This window comes from Blautia sp. Marseille-P3201T (genome assembly GCF_900120295.1).
Taxonomy (GTDB): Bacteria; Bacillota; Clostridia; order Lachnospirales; family Lachnospiraceae; genus Blautia.
Genome location: NZ_LT635470.1, coordinates 777,977 through 794,203 on the forward strand (window position 1 = coordinate 777,977; position 16,227 = coordinate 794,203).

Genomic DNA, 16,227 nt, shown 5'->3' on the forward strand with positions numbered 1-16,227 from the left:
TTTCCTATATCGATACTTCTGCTTTCTTCCATAATTTCCATGATATTCCGATTAGACACAGTATTCCTACAACAAAAATACCACTGTAAAAAACAGGCGCCTGTTCAAAAATTTCTACGGAAAAAGAACCTTCTCCTTTTTCTCCGTTTATAACACTTATCACTCCATATCCTACTGTAAATCCCATAAAAGCAGAGACAATCGTCAAAATTACCATGGAAAACCATGTATTTCTCATCTGAAAAACGGATGTCAGCTCCCCTACGGACTGGGCTATGAGACAAATTCCCACAATCCAGATTACTTTTTTCCAATATTCAAAATTCATTTGCCGAAGATTAAGCAAAATATGGATGGCAAAAATGACTGCTGTACTGATGCACTTTATCTCTTGCATCTCAAGAAAGCATCTTTTTCTTGTATATCCGAAAGAAATTTTTTGCCTTTCAACAGCATAATACCCATACATTAACTGAAGAGTAGTTATCAGTATCCCTACAAGTAACAAGATGCCGCTGAAATCTTCTATCAATGCTTCTAATCTGTGTCCCTGATAAAACCTTCCCTGCTTGATTTCTCTTATAACCATCATTGTCAATGACAAACCAACTGTTATTACAACGTTTTCCCACACTCTTCCTAAAACACCATATTTTTTCATTCCACATCATCCTCTCTGCCGCAAAGAGAAATAAATATTTTCTGTAAGTGCATTTTTTGAAGGGTAATATCTTCCGTTGCTTCCGGTTCTTCCCCTTCACTCCAACGAACCATACCGCCCTTGCTTCTGCCTATCTTTTCCAGCCCATATACTTGTTTTCCTTTTATAAATTCTTCTACCTCTTCTGCTTTTCCGCTGATATAGGCTGTATGCTCCAGAAGCTCTTGTGTATTTTCTTTTAAAAGGATTTCTCCTTTATGAAGGAAAATAACTTCTTCAAACAAATCCTCGGCCTCCTCAATAATATGGGTAGAAATTACAAAAGTTCTGCCGCTTTCTGTAAATTCATCCAGTAAAATCCGGTAAAACCGCTCTCTTGCTACCACGTCCAGACCTGCCACAGGTTCATCTAAGAAGGTAAATTCCGCCTTGCTTGCCAGCGCAACCACAATGGTGAGCATGGAGGTCATTCCCTTGGAAAGCTTAACAATCCGCTTTTTCTTATCCAAGTGAAATAACTTGATTAGTTCCTCTGCCAGCTCTTTATCCCAATTAGGCAAATATTCCGAAGCAATTTTTAAATATTCCTTTACCTTAAATCCTGAGATTACAGAAGATGCTGCTGCATTGATTTCTCTTGCAAAGTAAATGTGTTTTAAAGCTTCTTTATTCTCCCAGACAGGTTCTCCGTTTAACAATATTTCTCCCTCTGAGGCAGGATTTTGAGCAGAAAAAATGGACAATAACGTAGTCTTACCTGCTCCGTTCCTCCCAATTAATCCATAAATTTGCCTTTTTCCAGCTCCAGATTTACATTATGTAAAACTTCTTTTTTGCTGTATTTTTTCGTAAGTCCTTTACACTCCAATTTTCCTTCCTTCATTATTTTTCATCTCCTTTATTTGTAGTAATCATCTCGATTAGATCTTTCTTTGTAATTCCCAGACTGGCGGCTTCTGTCAGCATGTCTTTAATATAATCTTCAAAAAAATGTTCTCTTTTTTTCTTTTTAATGGCTTCCTTTGCCCCTGCTGCTACAAACATTCCAATCCCCCTTTTCTTGTATAAAATTCCCTCATCTACCAAAAGATTTACGCCTTTTGCCGCCGTTGCCGGATTGATGGCATAAAGCTTTGCCAGCTCATTTGTACTGGGAATTTTCTCCTCCTCCAGTATAATGTCCTTTAAGATATCCCTTTCCAGCATTTCCTTAATCTGAATGTAAATGGATTTTTCCTGATTGAAAAGCTCCTGCAACCTTTTCACCTCCTGTTACTTATACTGCTCTATTCGTTTTGCGTTTATTGGTTAATTGCTTGTGTAATTAACCATATCACTGATTATGGAGTTTGTCAATATATTTATACTGCATTTACTGTATGTTTTAGATATTCTCAATTTTCTTGTTTTAATTATATGTATTCTCAATATTATTATACTTTTCATTGACTTCTTAAGCATCAACTACTATATTTATTTTACAAGGAGGTACAACTATGAGTATAGGAAGTCGTATCAAAGAGCTTCGAATAAAAAATAAAATCACACAAGAAGAATTGGCAAAAAAAATCGGTGTTACCAAAGGAGCTATCGCAAATTATGAAAATGAAGTGAGTTCTCCTAAAATTGAACTTATGTATAAACTTTTTGAGGCCTTACACTGTGATGCAAATTACTTGTATCAGGACGACATACAAGAATTCTACAAAGATAGTTCAACTCCAGACGAATTTGAAACTATAATCAAAAAATATCGTAAACTTGATGGCTATGGACGTGAAACAGTTTTAATAATTCTAGAAAGAGAACTTCAAAATACGGAGGCTCGTGAAGCCTTAAAAAAACGCATATGTACATATGATAAACTTTTAAAAAAAACTAAAGAAAAATACAACACCTATGAAGCAAATAATTCTTTATTATGTGTGTCCGACTCTTCCATCAAATATGATCCTGTCGCTGTTAACAATAGAAGCCTTAACCCGAAAGAAAAAAATCAGGATGATAATATCAAAATGTATAATGAAGAGCGAGAAGGATTTAGTTAAATTACGAAAAATTGCTAAACGAAGCTCAAACATAAAAATAGAACCTTTACTTCGAAATATCTTAATATAGTAAAAATGAATTAATCCGCTATTAGCATTTTAGTATTATTTAGAAAAGAGGTGATATACCTATGCCACAAAGAAAAATAGGCGAATTCTCCCAAAAAATAATTGATACGCTAACCTTAAATGTATCTGTCGGTACACCAATCTATATCGGAGACAGCAATATAGAACACATAAAGTCCCGCCACCCTTACGAATTCGAAAAATACATTGATAAGATAGAAGAAATCATATCTAAACCAGATTATATTGGACAAAATCCACATGACTCCTCTATTTTATTTGTTCGCCTATATAAAACCGCAAATGAATATATTCGAGTGGCCGTTAAAATTAGTACCTATGGTAATTGTTATGCTAAAACACTACATCTACTGAGCACCTCAAATGCCGAGCGATACATTAAAAAAGGAACTTTGAAAAAACTTGACAAATAAATAAAAGATTGTATAATAAAGTTGTAAAAAGCATAAACTATATTGAATGAAAGCAGAGGACGGAACAGGCGGCCGTCACCCTAGTTGGAGATGTGGGAATGTCACCCCACCTATTTCATTCAAATAGCAGCGGGCAACTTAATTGCCCGCTTTTATATTTGACATATTTCCTATAAGACATTAAATCAAACCTCACAGAAATATGAGGTTTTTATATCACTCTGACAGTATCATATACCTGCCCACACAACTTATAAAACATCCAGATGACTGGAATAAATGAATTTTTTAGTTGCTTTTTTATAAAAATCTGATATAATAGCATTTGTCGCGGGGTATGGCGTAGCTTGGTAGCGCGCACGGCTGGGGGCCGTGAGGTCGCAGGTTCAAATCCTGTTGCCCCGATATTTAAACTCCTTGTTAATCAAGGGGTTTTTTATTTGATTTTTTCCATACAAGCATAAAAACACCTTCAAATACAGCTATGGAGCGGAATTTAAGAAATCCCGCCCCAACTATTGTCACAACCTATCTTATTACAAAAATCTCCTTATCGGCACCGTAATCACTCTCAGAACACCATAGAAAATCTTCTTTCCCGTACTCATTTCCTTAGCCTGATATTCCGGCCCATACTCATATTCGCCGCTTTCTGTCATGGTACGGCTGGCAAGCTTATCCTGCTCTGCTTCCTGCCGAATTTGTTCGTTTAGGGCAACAGAGTCTACCGCCAGCATCAGCTCCGTATCCTGATAAGTGCTGCGCATATCCATATTATAAGAGCCTACCAAGCTCATTCTCTCATCAATGAGCACTGCCTTGGTATGACTGGAATGTTTTCCCATAAATTCATACACCTGTACGCCGGTTGCCCAGATTTTCTCCTTTTGATTGAGATAGTCCGTACAGCCCCATGGATTTGCGCCGCTGGAAACATCATTGGTAATAATTTCTACATTTTCTGTTTCCTTACACACCTGTGTCAAATCCTCGTACATCTCTTTTCCGCAAATAATATACGGCGTATAAACAGTTACCTCATCTCCTGATTTCATCAGCTCTGTAATAGTGTACCACATCACCGGCTCTTTGTTTTCTGCTTCTATGGGATTTTGTAAAAGTGTTACTTTATTGGTGTCTACTGTCAGCTCCTGCCAGTTCCATTCCTCATAAGCCTCCGGATACAGCTCCTTCACTTTTTCCGTACGATTTTTCAAATCAGAAAGGCACTGTTTTACCTCTTCTGTTTCTTTTTTGCATTCATACGCCTTGCTGTCCTTTAAATTCCACACGCTTTCAAAATAGCTTTTCAGCTGAGAAATAGAACCTTTGGTATTTTCATCTTCTTTATATACAAATAATTCTCTGTCTATATTTTTGCTGTCTGAGTAATCTCCCAAGAAAAGATTGGTGGTATTTCTTCCGCCCAGAAGATACATTTTATCATCTACAATGACGTACTTGTCATGAAGCCTCGCCTGAAGCTTCCATGGCTTTAATAAATTCACGGGATTGTAAATCTGTATTTCTATATTTTCGTGAGATGCCAGAGCCTGAAACCACTCAGCGGATTTTACTTTCATATCCAAAAAGCCGTTTCCTCCGTCTACAATAACTCTCACTTTTACGCCACGCTCTGCCGCCTCTAAAAGAGCGCACATCACATCTTTTCCGCTGCTGTCCGCATTAAAATCAAAGGTGGACAAAATCACCTCTTCTTTTGCTTCGCTTATCATTTTCAAACGATATTTTAATGCCTCTACATTGTCATTTATGTAAGCAACCCTCTCCTGTCCTTTTGTATCTCCGTAACAGTCCTCTGCCTGAAATTCCTTCTTAATGTTGCCGGAAACCTTTTTGTGCCCGACATAGGGCAATGTCAAAGCTCCCACATAAGCAACCAGAAACACTGCAACAATTTTTCCTATGTGTTTGATTGTACTCACTCCTATCTGAATATTCCCCGTGTTTCACTTCAAAGGGTAAGTATAATTACTTTATGCTCGGAAATCAAGAACAGGAACACACATTATAAAAATATAAGATTTTTCATTTATTCTTTATAATATAATTCACAAGACCTTCTGCTTCAATAATTCTCTGCATAAATTCAGGGAACGGCTGAATTGGATATTCCTTCTCTTTGGAAAGATTACGGATAATACCGTTATCAAAATCCACTTCCACCTCATCGCCTTTTTCAATATCTTTTGCCGCTTCTGGACATTCTACAATAGGGAGTCCGATATTGATGGCATTTCTGTAAAAAATACGGGCAAAGGTTTCCGCAATTACACAACTTATGCCGGCGGCTTTAATTGCCATAGGCGCATGTTCCCTTGAAGAACCGCAGCCAAAATTTTTGTTTGCCGCAAGAATATCGCCTTTTTTTACCTCGTTCACAAAATTTTTATCAATATCTTCCATGCAATGAGCTGCCAATTCTTCTGCCTTTGATGAATTTAAGTATCTGGCAGGAATAATTACGTCAGTGTCTACGTTGTCTCCATATTTAAAAGCATTTCCTTTTACTTTCATTTCTTTATTCCCCCAATTCTTCCGGACTTGAAATTTTTCCTGTTATGGCGCTGGCTGCTGCCACTGCCGGACTTGCAAGATAAACTTCCGATTTCACATGTCCCATTCTTCCTACAAAGTTTCTGTTTGTTGTAGAAATGCAGCGTTCTCCCTCTGCCAAAATGCCCATATAACCGCCCAAACACGGGCCGCAGGTCGGCGTGCTTACCACAGCTCCGGCTTCAATAAAGATTTTCAGCAATCCTTCTTCCAATGCCTGAAGATAAATTTTCTGTGTTGCAGGAATAATAATACAGCGCACGCCTTTTTTTACCTTACGATTTTTCAATATCTGAGCAGCACATCTTAAATCGTCAATTCTTCCGTTTGTACAAGAACCGATGACCGCTTGCTCGATGATAACATCATCCTGTATTTCATCTATGGTCTTCGTATTGGAAGGTAAATGCGGGAATGCCACCGTAGGTCTTAATTTGCCTAAATCAATAGTATATTCCTCATCATAAACTGCATCCTCATCCGGCTCATAGCATTTATATGGTCGTTTGGAATGTTCCTTCATATATTTCTCGGTCTTTTCATCTACCGGAAAAATACCGTTTTTTGCCCCTGCTTCAATCGCCATATTCGCAATGGTAAAGCGGTCATCCATGGAAAGATTTTTCACACCTTCTCCTGTAAATTCCAGAGATTTATACAATGCTCCGTCAACACCGATTTTTCCAATCAGGTGCAGAATAACATCTTTTCCACTTACCCATTTGGAAGGTTTTCCGATTAAATTGATACGAATGGCAGACGGAACCTTAAACCATGCTTTTCCTGTTACCATTGCCGCTGCCATATCCGTACTTCCCACACCGGTAGAAAATGCTCCCAATGCTCCATAAGTACAGGTATGAGAGTCCGCTCCGATAATCGCATCTCCTGCCACGGTCAAACCGCTTTCCGGTAAAAGAGCATGCTCAATTCCCATTTCTCCTACGTCAAAATAGTTCGTAATCTCATGACGGGCTGCAAATTCTCTTACGCATTTACAGTTTTCTGCTGATTTAATATCTTTATTTGGAATAAAATGGTCCATAACCAATGCTATTTTATCTTTATGAAAGACACCTTCCGCTTTCATTTTTTCCATTTCGTGAATTGCCACAGGAGAAGTGATATCATTGCCCAGCACCAAATCCAATTCTGCCTCAATCAACTGTCCTGCTTCCACTTTTTCAAGCCCTGCATGGGCTGCTAATATTTTTTGTGTCATTGTCATTCCCACAAAATCCACCTCCGATTTATTTCTGCTATTGCCATTTTAGCATGGGCTTTGTTATACTAGAAATACATATTGACTATAAGAGCTATAACTTAAACTTATGAGTTTCAAAGGAGCAAAAAATATGGATCAAAACCTTTCCCTATATCGGGTATTTTATACAGTGGCAAATACAGGAAATATTTCAAAGGCTGCTGCCAGACTTTACATCAGCCAGCCTGCAATCAGCAAATCCATTCGCAAATTGGAGGAAAATTTAGAGGTTTCTCTTTTTTCCCGTAATTCCAGAGGTGTTCAGCTAACGGAAGAAGGAGAACTTCTCTATCACTACGTTCAAAATGCCTTTTACTCTTTGGAAAAAGGAGAAACGCAAATCAAGAAAATTCACGAGCTGGGCATCGGGCACATACATATTGGCGTATCCACTACACTGTGCAAATACGTTCTTTTACCTTATTTGAAGGAATTTATTGAAACCCACCCTCACATTCGTATTTCTATTGAATGTCAGTCCACCAATCATACCTTGCAGCTTTTAAAAGAAAACAAAATTGATTTGGGGCTTATCGGGAAACCGGAGCGTCTCTATCATACGCATTTTGACTCATTGGGAGAAATCGAAGATATTTTTGTATGTACAAAATCCTACATGGAGCATCTTTCCAAGCGCAGTGATTATTCAGAAAATCCTTTTCAGTCTGCTACCTTAATGCTTTTAAACAAGGGAAATATGACACGACAGTATATTGACGACTATCTTGCCTCCTGTCGTATGGAAGCAGATAATCTGCTGGAGGTTTCTACCATGGACTTACTCATTGAATTTGCAAAAATCGGTATGGGAATTGCCTGTGTCATACGGCAATTTGTAGAAAAAGAATTGGCAGAAGGTTCTCTGATAGAAGTTCCTCTTCCCACAGCAATCAACCGGAGAGAAATCGGCTTTGCTCTACTTGAGAATATTGAGCAGAACAAAGCAGCAAAAGAATTTATAAATTTTTACAGAAAAAGCACTTCTGATTAAACTCAGAAGTGCCTCGTTTTATTTCATAGGAATTTTCATAATTAATTGTCAATTAATTTTTCTTTTCCATTCCAGCTGTACAGCTTACGAAGCTCTGCACCAACCTCTTCTAACTGATGCTCTGCTTCTCTTCTTCTCATTGCGCCAAAGTGCATACATCCGGACTGATTTTCCAAAATCCAGTTCTTTGCAAATGTTCCGTCCTGAATATCTGCTAAAATCTGTTTCATTGCTTTTTTTGTCTCGTCTGTAACAATCTTTGGTCCTGTGATGTAATCACCAAATTCTGCTGTATTGGAAATAGAATAACGCATTCCTTTAAATCCGCTTTCGTAAATCAAATCTACAATGAGCTTCATTTCATGGATACATTCAAAATATGCGTTTTCCGGTGCATATCCTGCTTCTACTAAGGTTTCAAATCCTGCTTTCATAAGAGCTGTAACACCGCCGCAAAGCACTGCCTGCTCTCCGAAAAGGTCTGTTTCTGTCTCTACCTTAAAGGTTGTTTCCAAAACTCCGGCTCTTGCTCCGCCCAGCCCTGCTGCGTAAGCCAATGCTTTTTCTTTTGCCTTTCCTGTGTAGTCCTGCTGAACAGCTACCAGACATGGAGTTCCTCTGCCAATCTGATATTCGCTTCTTACAGTATGTCCCGGCGCTTTTGGCGCAATCATGGTTACGTCTACATAAGCCGGTGGTTTAATCTGTCCGAAATGAATTGCAAAGCCATGAGCAAACATCAGCATATTTCCTTCTTCCAGATTTGGTTCAATGTCTTCTTTATATAATTTTGCCTGTTTTTCATCATTGATTAAAATCATGATAATATCGGCTTTTTTTGCTGCTTCTGCCGCTGTATAAACTTCAAATCCCTGTTTTACTGCCTTATCCCAAGATTTGGAGCCTTCGTATAAACCTACAATTACGTTACAGCCGGACTCTTTTAAATTCAATGCGTGAGCATGTCCCTGACTGCCGTATCCGATAATCGCAATGGTCTTTCCCTCTAAAAGAGCTAAATTACAATCTTCCTGATAATAAATTTTTACTGCCATCTGTATCTTCCTCCTGTTTATGTAATAAAATGTTGTTGGGATTAACAAACTTAGAACTCTTCTTCATCCTCTGAAAGGTAGAAAATGTCATCCGAGCCTCTTGAAAGTCCGGCAATACCGGTTCTGGCTATTTCCAGAATTTCATAACCATCAAGCAGGTCTATAAAAGCTTCCAGCTTTGATTTATTTCCGGTGAGCTCTACAATCATAGACTCTTTTCCCACATCTATAATATTGGCTCTGAAAATATCTACAATCGCTGTAATCCCCGCCCGCTGCTCCGGCAAAACTCTGACTTTTACCAGCATCAGCTCTCTGGTAACACTTTGCTCATCTTTTAATACTTTTACAGAAAGAACGTCTTCCAGCTTCTCTACCTGTCGTGTTATCTGCTCCAGAATTAACTCATCACCCTTACATACCACCGTCATACGGGTATAATTGGGGTCTGTGGTAATTCCTGCCGATAAGCTGTCAATATTATAACCCCGACGACTGAACAGCCCTGAAACTCTACTCAGCACGCCGGCTGTATTTTCAACCAGAATAGACAATATTCTCTTGTTCATACAGCATCTTCTCCTCTGCCCTTTGGCTAACTTTTGCTGTCATTCTACCAACTATCAAAAGCTTTGTCAATGCAATATGAACGCTATAACTAATTAGTATGTAATACATAACTGTGAATAATGATGTTATGAAAAAAATGAGACCATCACATTAAGCAAAATCGGAATATTCTCGATATCACTTAATGCAACAGCCTCATCTTTTAAATTCTTCTGTCTCTTGCCGCTTTCATACGTGCCATCGCTCTTGCCAGAGATGCCTTGGAAACATAGTATTCCTGCATACTCTGCTGCTGGCGAAGCTGCTCTTCCGCTCTTTCCTTCGCTTCTTTTGCACGTTTTACGTCAATATCCTCCGGCTTTTCTATACTGTCTGCCAAAACCGTCACACGGTTATTGATAATCTGGGCAAAACCGCCTCCCACAATAGCAATATGCTCTGTGCCGTCTTCTGTCCGAATACGCATTTCTCCGGGAACAATCGCTATCATCATATCTGCGTGGTGGGCTAAAATGGTAATGCTTCCGTCCTTTGCCGGGAGTGAAATACTTGTACCTCTGCCATGATAAAAATCTTTATCGCTGGCAATTACATTTAAACCAAATGTTCCCATTTTTCCTCACTCCTTTGGACTAGGCATTCTGCTTTGCTTTTTCAATTACTTCATCAATAGTACCTACATTGAAGAAAGCGTTTTCCGGATAATCATCCATTTCACCTTCCACAATCATCTTAAATCCACGAATGGTTTCTTTTAACGGTACGTATTTTCCCGGAATACCGGTGAATACTTCTGCCACATGGAATGGCTGGGAAAGGAATTTCTGCAATTTTCTGGCTCTGGCAACGACTTTCTTATCTTCATCAGAAAGCTCTTCCATACCCAGAATAGCAATAATATCCTGCAATTCTTTATATTTCTGAAGATACTCCTGTACCTTTCTGGCAACTTCATAATGTTCCTGTCCAACCACATCTGCCTCCAGAATACGAGAACTGGACTCCAACGGGTCAACCGCAGGATAAATACCCTGTTCTACAATCTTTCTGGACAATACAGTTGTCGCATCCAAATGGGCAAAGGTTGTAGCAGGAGCCGGGTCAGTTAAGTCATCCGCAGGCACATAAACAGCCTGTACAGATGTAACAGAACCATTCTTTGTGGAAGCAATTCGCTCCTGTAATTCGCCCATTTCCGTAGCCAGCGTAGGCTGGTATCCAACAGCAGAAGGCATACGCCCTAAAAGAGCGGATACCTCAGAACCTGCCTGTGTAAAACGGAAAATATTATCAATAAATAAAAGCACGTTCTGATGCTCTTTGTCACGGAAATATTCTGCCATGGTAAGCCCTGTCTCCGCAACACGCATACGAGCTCCCGGCGGCTCATTCATCTGTCCGAATACCAGCGCTGTTTTCTCCAGAACACCGGACTCCTTCATTTCGCTCCAAAGGTCATTTCCCTCTCTGGAACGCTCTCCTACTCCTGTAAAGATGGAGTAACCGCCGTGCTCTGTTGCAATGTTGCTGATAAGCTCCTGAATAAGAACTGTTTTACCTACTCCGGCGCCGCCGAAAAGACCGATTTTACCTCCCTTTGCATAAGGAGCCAATAAGTCGATAACTTTAATACCTGTTTCCAGAATTTCCACAACAGGACTCTGTTCATCAAATGCAGGAGGGTCTCTGTGAATAACCCAGTGCTCTGCATCATCAAGCTGTTCTCCTTTATCAATGGTTTCTCCTAAAACATTGAATAAACGTCCCAGTGTTTCTTTTCCTACCGGTACGGAAATCCCCTGTCCTGTTGCTGTAACTTCCATATCCTTGCAAAGTCCGTCACTGGATGCCAGCATAATACAACGTACTGTATGATTTCCTATATGCTGTGCAACCTCCATAACCACTTTTTTTCCGTTCAGCTCTACGGTAAGCGCATCTTTAATGCTTGGAAGGTCCTGCTCCTGGAATTCCACGTCTACAACGGGGCCCATAACCTGTACAATTTTTCCTTTATTCATTGTATAAAAACCTCCTTCCTTTATTGTTTCTTTTTCTGTGCCTTTGCACCGCTGATTACCTCAGTAATTTCCTGTGTAATGGCAGCCTGTCTGACACGATTATATTTAATGGATAAATCTTTTAACATCTCTTTGGCACTGGTGGTTGCCGCATCCATTGCCTGCATACGGGAATTATGCTCACTGGCATAAGACTCTACCAGACAGCCGTAAATCATACCGCTTAAATAGTTTGGAACAATGGTATTCAGCAGTTCTTCTGCTGACGGAACCATCTCAATTTCTTCCTGATGAGTGTCTACCAAAAACTGTGCAGATGCACCGAAGGTAGCCTTCTTTAACGGTAAAAGCTGCTGCTTTTCCGCTACCATTGAGGCTGCATTCGCCATACGGGTATAGATAATATGTACCTCGTCGAGCTCGCCCTTTAAATACATATCTATCATCTTTTCAGAGATGACTCTGGCTCTGTGCATGGTAGGCTTCTGAACTGTAAAGCGGAAATTTGTATCCACAGACACGTCTTTTTTATAAAAATACTGTCTTCCTACCTCTCCCAGCACAAACAGTTGTGTATGCTGTTTCTTCTCCATACCCTCTTCTGCCAGTTTAAAGACATTATGGTTATACGCACCTGCCAGTCCTTTGTCCGCACTTACTACGATATAACCGATTTTCTTGTCCTCCGGCAAAATCTCTGTACGTTCGTCAAAATACCGGTGTTCAATCTCCGATGTATGTCTTAAAATACGTCCGATGGCAGCCTGTAAAGAGTAAAAATACGGCTCTGTATCAGTAAGAACCTTCTTTGCTCTTTTCAGCTTTGAAGAAGAAATCATATACATGGCATTGGTAATTTTCATGGTATCCCGGATGCTTTTCATACGACTTTGTATTTCTTTTGCACTTGCCATTTTATCACCTGTTCCTGTTCTTAAATTCCTTTGCTGCCTCTAAAATCTTTTCTCCCAGTTCATCAGAAAGAACCTTTGTTTCCAGAATTTCTGCTTTGATTTCCGGATGCTTCTGCTCAAAATATTCCAGCATATCCATCTGGAATGTCTTTAATTCTTTTACCGGAATGTCTGTCAAAAGCTTATGTGTAGCTACCCACAGAGTAATGACCTGTTCATGGGAAGCCAGTGGTCTGCATAACGGCTGCTTTAACAGCTCCATCAGACATTTTCCATAGTCCAACTGTGCCTTTGTTGTCTCATCTAAATCGGAAGAAAACTGTGTGAACACCTGCATTTCTCGATACTGTGCTAAATCAATTCGCATACTTCCGGAAGCTTTTTTCATAGCTTTTGTCTGCGCCGCACCACCTACACGGGATACAGAAAGACCGACATTTACCGCCGGACGAACACCTTCAAAGAACAAATCACTTTCAAGGAAAATCTGTCCGTCTGTAATGGAAATAACGTTTGTCGGGATGTATGCAGATACGTCACCTGCCTGTGTTTCAATAATCGGAAGGGCTGTGATAGAACCGCCTCCCGCTTCTTCACTTAAACGGCTGGAACGCTCCAGCAGTCTGGAATGAAGATAGAATACGTCACCCGGATATGCCTCACGTCCCGGTGAACGTTCTAACAGCAGAGATAAGGCACGATATGCAACTGCGTGTTTTGATAAATCATCGTAAACAATCAGTACGTCTTTTCCTTTATACATAAAATACTCTGCAAGCGCTGTTCCGGAATATGGCACAATGTACTGCAAAGGCGCACAATCACTTGCTGTTGCGGAAAATACCGTAGTATATTCCATTGCTCCGTATTTTTCCAGTGTTCCTACTAATTTTGCTACCGTAGAGGCTTTCTGTCCGATTGCCACATAGATACACATTACATCTTTTCCCTTCTGGTTCAAGATGGTATCAATGGCAATGGAAGTTTTACCTGTCTGACGATCACCGATAATCAATTCTCGCTGTCCACGTCCGATTGGGAACATGGAGTCGATTGCCAGAATACCTGTTTCCATTGGTACGGATACTGATTTTCTGTCAATAATTCCCGGCGCTTCCTGCTCGATTGGGCGATAATCGTCTGCTTGAATTTCGCCTTTTCCGTCAATGGGCGCACCTAAGGCATCCACAATTCTTCCGATGAAATTTCCGCCTACGGGAACACCTGCTCTTTTCTTTGTACGTGCAACCTTTGTACCTTCTTTAATCCCTGTATCTTTGCCAAAGATAATGACACCGATTTCATTTCGCTTGATATCCTGTACCATTCCTTTTACACCATTTTCAAAGGTTACGATTTCGCCGTACATGGCATGGTCTATTCCGTAAACAGTTGCAATTCCATCCCCCACCCAGATGACGTTTCCAACTTCTTTTGCGCCTTCTGTGCTGTGGAAATTATCAATTTCTTCCTTCAAAATTGAAATAATTTCTTCTGAGTTGATTGAACTCAAACCGTTCACCTCCAGATTAATTTTTGTTGTAATTCATGAATACTGCCCTTTAAGCTGTTATCATATTCGTGGTCTTTTGTCCGAATAATAAATCCACCTACAAGGCTTTTATCCTCTTTCAGTTTAAGAGCAACTGCCTGTGTATGATACTGTTTTTTCAGGAATTTTTTAATTCCTTCCAACTGTTCTGCCTTTGGAGGCGTTACATAATACAATGTGGCAGATAATATGTTCTTTTGTTCATTGTAATGTTCCTGATATGCCTGAAAAATTTCGTTTAAAAGCTCTGCATGCTTGTATTTACAAACTACACACAGGAAATTGTGAAGTTCCTTTGGAAAAACTCTACTGATAACTCTCTGTTTTTGTTCAAAGGATATCGTTGGATTTTCCAATGCTTTTGAAAGCTCAGGCACTTCTTTTAAAAGCCTTTGTGTTTCCAAAATACTTTCTTTTGGAACATTTAACTGATAAAGCACCTTACCATAATTAATAGCTGTCTGTGTCATCTGCATCACCTGCTTTTGCTAAAAATTTATCGTAGAGCATATCATTGCTGTTCTCATTACTTTTTTCCAAAAGTAATTTTTTTGCTGCCTGCATAGCGAGCTGTGCAATCTCTTTTTTCGCTCCCTGCATGGCATTTTCCTGTTCCTGACGGGCAGTATTTTGAGCAGCTTCGATAATCTTCGCCGCTTCATCGTTGGCATTTTTTACAATACTTTCTCTTGCCTGTCTTGCATCTGTTTTTGCATTTTCCAAAATCTGAGAAGACTCTTCTTTTGCCATTGCCAGAGATTTTTCATACTGTACTTTCAGTTCTTCGGCTTTTTCACGGCTTACACGAGCTTCTTCCATCTCTTTTGCTATACACGCTTTTCTCTTTTCCATGATACCCAGTACCGGACCGATAAGGAATTTTTTCATTAAGAGATAAAGCACAATCAGATTTATAATCGTCCAGACAAGGTTCCAGCCAAGACTCATCATCTTTCATGCACCTGCCTTTCCCTGCTGATTATAAGAATAAGATTAACAATCCGATAACGAAACCGTAAATAGCTGTTGCCTCTGCAAGCGCACAACCAAGAAGTAATGCTTTGCTGATTTTGCTTTCTGCTTCCGGCTGTCTTGCGATTGCTTCTACTGCTTTTGCTGTTGCATGACCAATTCCTAAACCTGCTCCGATACCTGTTAATACTGCAATACTTGCACCAATTGCTGCTGTCATAATTCATTTCTCCTTTTCAAATAAAATTTAATCTTCTATTTGCTCTTTTACAAAGAGCGATGTTAAAAACACAAATACGTATGTCTGAATTAAACCATCAAACACATCAAAGTACAAACTAAACGGAATGGGTAAAAGTACCGGCATAACCGTTTTTAACAGCTCCATAATTACAAACGAACCAATTACATTACCGAATAAACGCATACATAATGAAACAGGACGGATTGCAATTTCCATGATGTTGATTGGAGCTACTAAAGGCATAGGCTCTGCAAAGCTTTTCAAAAATCCCTTTCCACCCTTCTTATGGAAGCCGGAATAGTAGATGAGAAATACGCTCATAAGCGCCAATGCTGCTGTCACATTCAAATCCTTGGTCGGAGGTTTAAAGCCTAAAAGTCCGATTAAATTGGCTACCCCGATATAGAGCGCCGTAGAAATCAGATACGGTATGTACCGCTTTCCTTCCTCCCCCAGAATGTCTGTGAAAAAGTCGTTCAGAAAACCAATAGATGCTTCTAATGCCAACTGCTTTCTTCCCGGATTTTCCACTTTCAAATTCCGAACAAGTATAATCGACAGGATGGTTAATGCTGCCATAATAATCCATGTAACTACCACGGACTCACCTACCGGAATTCCACCAAAAATCGGAATATTGAACACGGTTTCGCATTGAAGTTCTTCCGTAATTCTTTCCGCAATATTGTTCGTAAGACATTCCTCCCTTTCTCTTTTCTATTGTCGCTGTGAGCAATAAAACAGAAATCGGCACGTGTTTTTGTGTCTTCTTATTAAATTGCTTTTAACACATTACTGCTAATCATTTCATTTGTCAATCTTTGGTTTTTTCATAAAAAAGAGAAAGTTTTCGTC

The 16,227-nt window shown here is 39.6% G+C and carries 19 protein-coding genes and 1 tRNA gene; 4 read left to right on the forward strand and 16 right to left on the reverse strand.

Annotated elements, in window-relative coordinates:
• Positions 1-4 precede the first annotated feature (4 nt).
• The 3 genes from BQ7352_RS12195 to BQ7352_RS12205 form a co-directional block, all read right to left on the reverse strand.
• Positions 5-661, reverse strand: coding sequence for a hypothetical protein (locus BQ7352_RS12195; RefSeq protein WP_072449485.1), 657 nt, complete (start codon positions 659-661; stop codon positions 5-7).
• Positions 658-1,404 (reverse strand): ABC transporter ATP-binding protein, encoded by a 747-nt coding sequence (locus tag BQ7352_RS12200; RefSeq protein ID WP_330390463.1) that lies wholly within the window; start codon positions 1,402-1,404, stop codon positions 658-660. The genes BQ7352_RS12195 and BQ7352_RS12200 overlap by 4 nt, the downstream gene beginning before the upstream one ends.
• Before the next feature lie 139 nt (positions 1,405-1,543).
• On the reverse strand, positions 1,544-1,918 hold the full coding sequence (locus BQ7352_RS12205; protein WP_072449486.1) for a GntR family transcriptional regulator: 375 nt from the start codon (positions 1,916-1,918) through the stop codon (positions 1,544-1,546).
• Between the two features lie 239 nt (positions 1,919-2,157).
• On the opposite strand from BQ7352_RS12205, the gene BQ7352_RS12210 reads away from it, so the two are divergent.
• From BQ7352_RS12210 to BQ7352_RS12220, 3 genes are all read left to right on the forward strand, one after another.
• The gene (locus tag BQ7352_RS12210) at positions 2,158-2,709 is read left to right on the forward strand and encodes a helix-turn-helix domain-containing protein (RefSeq protein ID WP_072449487.1); all 552 of its coding nucleotides are present in this window, start codon (positions 2,158-2,160) and stop codon (positions 2,707-2,709) included.
• A 131-nt stretch (positions 2,710-2,840) separates the two neighbouring features.
• Positions 2,841-3,212 carry a PBECR3 domain-containing polyvalent protein gene (locus BQ7352_RS12215; RefSeq protein WP_072449488.1) on the forward strand — a complete coding sequence of 124 codons (372 nt, stop codon included), beginning with the start codon at positions 2,841-2,843 and terminating at the stop codon, positions 3,210-3,212.
• Between the two features lie 331 nt (positions 3,213-3,543).
• Positions 3,544-3,617, forward strand: a tRNA-Pro gene (locus BQ7352_RS12220).
• Between the two features lie 131 nt (positions 3,618-3,748).
• Here the strand turns inward: BQ7352_RS12220 and BQ7352_RS12225 are convergent.
• The 3 genes from BQ7352_RS12225 to leuC all read right to left on the reverse strand — a co-directional run bounded on the left by BQ7352_RS12225 (position 3,749) and on the right by leuC (position 7,023).
• Positions 3,749-5,149, reverse strand: coding sequence for a phospholipase D-like domain-containing protein (locus tag BQ7352_RS12225; RefSeq protein ID WP_143143409.1), 1,401 nt, complete (start codon positions 5,147-5,149; stop codon positions 3,749-3,751).
• 112 nt (positions 5,150-5,261) lie between these two features.
• Positions 5,262-5,750: a 3-isopropylmalate dehydratase small subunit gene (gene leuD / locus BQ7352_RS12230; protein WP_072449490.1), complete on the reverse strand. Its 489-nt coding sequence runs from the start codon at positions 5,748-5,750 to the stop codon at positions 5,262-5,264.
• 4 nt (positions 5,751-5,754) lie between these two features.
• Complete coding sequence (gene leuC / locus BQ7352_RS12235) at positions 5,755-7,023, reverse strand: 3-isopropylmalate dehydratase large subunit (protein ID WP_072449491.1); 1,269 nt, start codon at positions 7,021-7,023, stop codon at positions 5,755-5,757.
• A gap of 121 nt (positions 7,024-7,144) precedes the next feature.
• Between leuC and BQ7352_RS12240 the strand changes: the two genes are divergently transcribed.
• Positions 7,145-8,044, forward strand: coding sequence for a LysR family transcriptional regulator (locus BQ7352_RS12240; RefSeq protein ID WP_072449492.1), 900 nt, complete (start codon positions 7,145-7,147; stop codon positions 8,042-8,044).
• Between the two features lie 41 nt (positions 8,045-8,085).
• On the opposite strand, the gene ilvC is transcribed toward BQ7352_RS12240, so the two are convergent.
• The 10 genes from ilvC to BQ7352_RS12290 form a co-directional block, all read right to left on the reverse strand.
• The gene (gene ilvC, locus BQ7352_RS12245) at positions 8,086-9,099 is read right to left on the reverse strand and encodes a ketol-acid reductoisomerase (RefSeq protein ID WP_009247283.1); all 1,014 of its coding nucleotides are present in this window, start codon (positions 9,097-9,099) and stop codon (positions 8,086-8,088) included.
• Positions 9,100-9,149: 50 nt separating this feature from the next.
• A complete protein-coding gene (gene ilvN, locus BQ7352_RS12250) occupies positions 9,150-9,668 on the reverse strand; it encodes an acetolactate synthase small subunit (RefSeq protein WP_072449493.1) in 519 nt (172 codons plus the stop codon).
• 203 nt (positions 9,669-9,871) lie between these two features.
• Entirely contained in the window at positions 9,872-10,282 is a 411-nt protein-coding gene (gene atpC / locus BQ7352_RS12255; protein ID WP_072449494.1) for an ATP synthase F1 subunit epsilon, read from the reverse strand.
• Positions 10,283-10,301: 19 nt separating this feature from the next.
• Complete coding sequence (atpD, locus tag BQ7352_RS12260; RefSeq protein ID WP_072449495.1) at positions 10,302-11,690, reverse strand: F0F1 ATP synthase subunit beta; 1,389 nt, start codon at positions 11,688-11,690, stop codon at positions 10,302-10,304.
• A gap of 20 nt (positions 11,691-11,710) precedes the next feature.
• Positions 11,711-12,604 carry an ATP synthase F1 subunit gamma gene (atpG, locus tag BQ7352_RS12265; protein WP_072449496.1) on the reverse strand — a complete coding sequence of 298 codons (894 nt, stop codon included), beginning with the start codon at positions 12,602-12,604 and terminating at the stop codon, positions 11,711-11,713.
• Between the two features lie 4 nt (positions 12,605-12,608).
• A complete protein-coding gene (atpA, locus tag BQ7352_RS12270) occupies positions 12,609-14,117 on the reverse strand; it encodes a F0F1 ATP synthase subunit alpha (protein ID WP_072449497.1) in 1,509 nt (502 codons plus the stop codon).
• Positions 14,118-14,122: 5 nt separating this feature from the next.
• Positions 14,123-14,626, reverse strand: a complete 504-nt coding sequence (atpH, locus tag BQ7352_RS12275) for an ATP synthase F1 subunit delta (RefSeq protein ID WP_072449498.1) — start codon at positions 14,624-14,626, stop codon at positions 14,123-14,125.
• Positions 14,607-15,107 carry a F0F1 ATP synthase subunit B gene (gene atpF, locus BQ7352_RS12280; RefSeq protein ID WP_003019254.1) on the reverse strand — a complete coding sequence of 167 codons (501 nt, stop codon included), beginning with the start codon at positions 15,105-15,107 and terminating at the stop codon, positions 14,607-14,609. The genes atpH and atpF overlap by 20 nt, the downstream gene beginning before the upstream one ends.
• Before the next feature lie 28 nt (positions 15,108-15,135).
• The gene (gene atpE, locus BQ7352_RS12285) at positions 15,136-15,348 is read right to left on the reverse strand and encodes an ATP synthase F0 subunit C (protein WP_003019255.1); all 213 of its coding nucleotides are present in this window, start codon (positions 15,346-15,348) and stop codon (positions 15,136-15,138) included.
• 27 nt (positions 15,349-15,375) lie between these two features.
• On the reverse strand, positions 15,376-16,056 hold the full coding sequence (locus BQ7352_RS12290; RefSeq protein ID WP_072449499.1) for a F0F1 ATP synthase subunit A: 681 nt from the start codon (positions 16,054-16,056) through the stop codon (positions 15,376-15,378).
• Positions 16,057-16,227: the final 171 nt, after the last annotated feature.

What these genes read in the sequence shown, in the direction of transcription:
- BQ7352_RS12195 (WP_072449485.1), bottom strand. Translation starts at nt 661, where the DNA reads ATGAAAAAATATGGTGTTTTAGGAAGAGTGTGGGAAAACGTTGTAATA.
- BQ7352_RS12210 (WP_072449487.1), top strand. Translation starts at nt 2,158, where the DNA reads ATGAGTATAGGAAGTCGTATCAAAGAGCTTCGAATAAAAAATAAAATC.
- BQ7352_RS12215 (WP_072449488.1), top strand. Translation starts at nt 2,841, where the DNA reads ATGCCACAAAGAAAAATAGGCGAATTCTCCCAAAAAATAATTGATACG.
- leuD (WP_072449490.1), bottom strand. Translation starts at nt 5,750, where the DNA reads ATGAAAGTAAAAGGAAATGCTTTTAAATATGGAGACAACGTAGACACT.
- BQ7352_RS12240 (WP_072449492.1), top strand. Translation starts at nt 7,145, where the DNA reads ATGGATCAAAACCTTTCCCTATATCGGGTATTTTATACAGTGGCAAAT.
- ilvC (WP_009247283.1), bottom strand. Translation starts at nt 9,099, where the DNA reads ATGGCAGTAAAAATTTATTATCAGGAAGATTGTAATTTAGCTCTTTTA.
- ilvN (WP_072449493.1), bottom strand. Translation starts at nt 9,668, where the DNA reads ATGAACAAGAGAATATTGTCTATTCTGGTTGAAAATACAGCCGGCGTG.
- atpC (WP_072449494.1), bottom strand. Translation starts at nt 10,282, where the DNA reads ATGGGAACATTTGGTTTAAATGTAATTGCCAGCGATAAAGATTTTTAT.
- atpD (WP_072449495.1), bottom strand. Translation starts at nt 11,690, where the DNA reads ATGAATAAAGGAAAAATTGTACAGGTTATGGGCCCCGTTGTAGACGTG.
- atpG (WP_072449496.1), bottom strand. Translation starts at nt 12,604, where the DNA reads ATGGCAAGTGCAAAAGAAATACAAAGTCGTATGAAAAGCATCCGGGAT.
- atpH (WP_072449498.1), bottom strand. Translation starts at nt 14,626, where the DNA reads ATGACACAGACAGCTATTAATTATGGTAAGGTGCTTTATCAGTTAAAT.
- atpF (WP_003019254.1), bottom strand. Translation starts at nt 15,107, where the DNA reads ATGATGAGTCTTGGCTGGAACCTTGTCTGGACGATTATAAATCTGATT.
- atpE (WP_003019255.1), bottom strand. Translation starts at nt 15,348, where the DNA reads ATGACAGCAGCAATTGGTGCAAGTATTGCAGTATTAACAGGTATCGGA.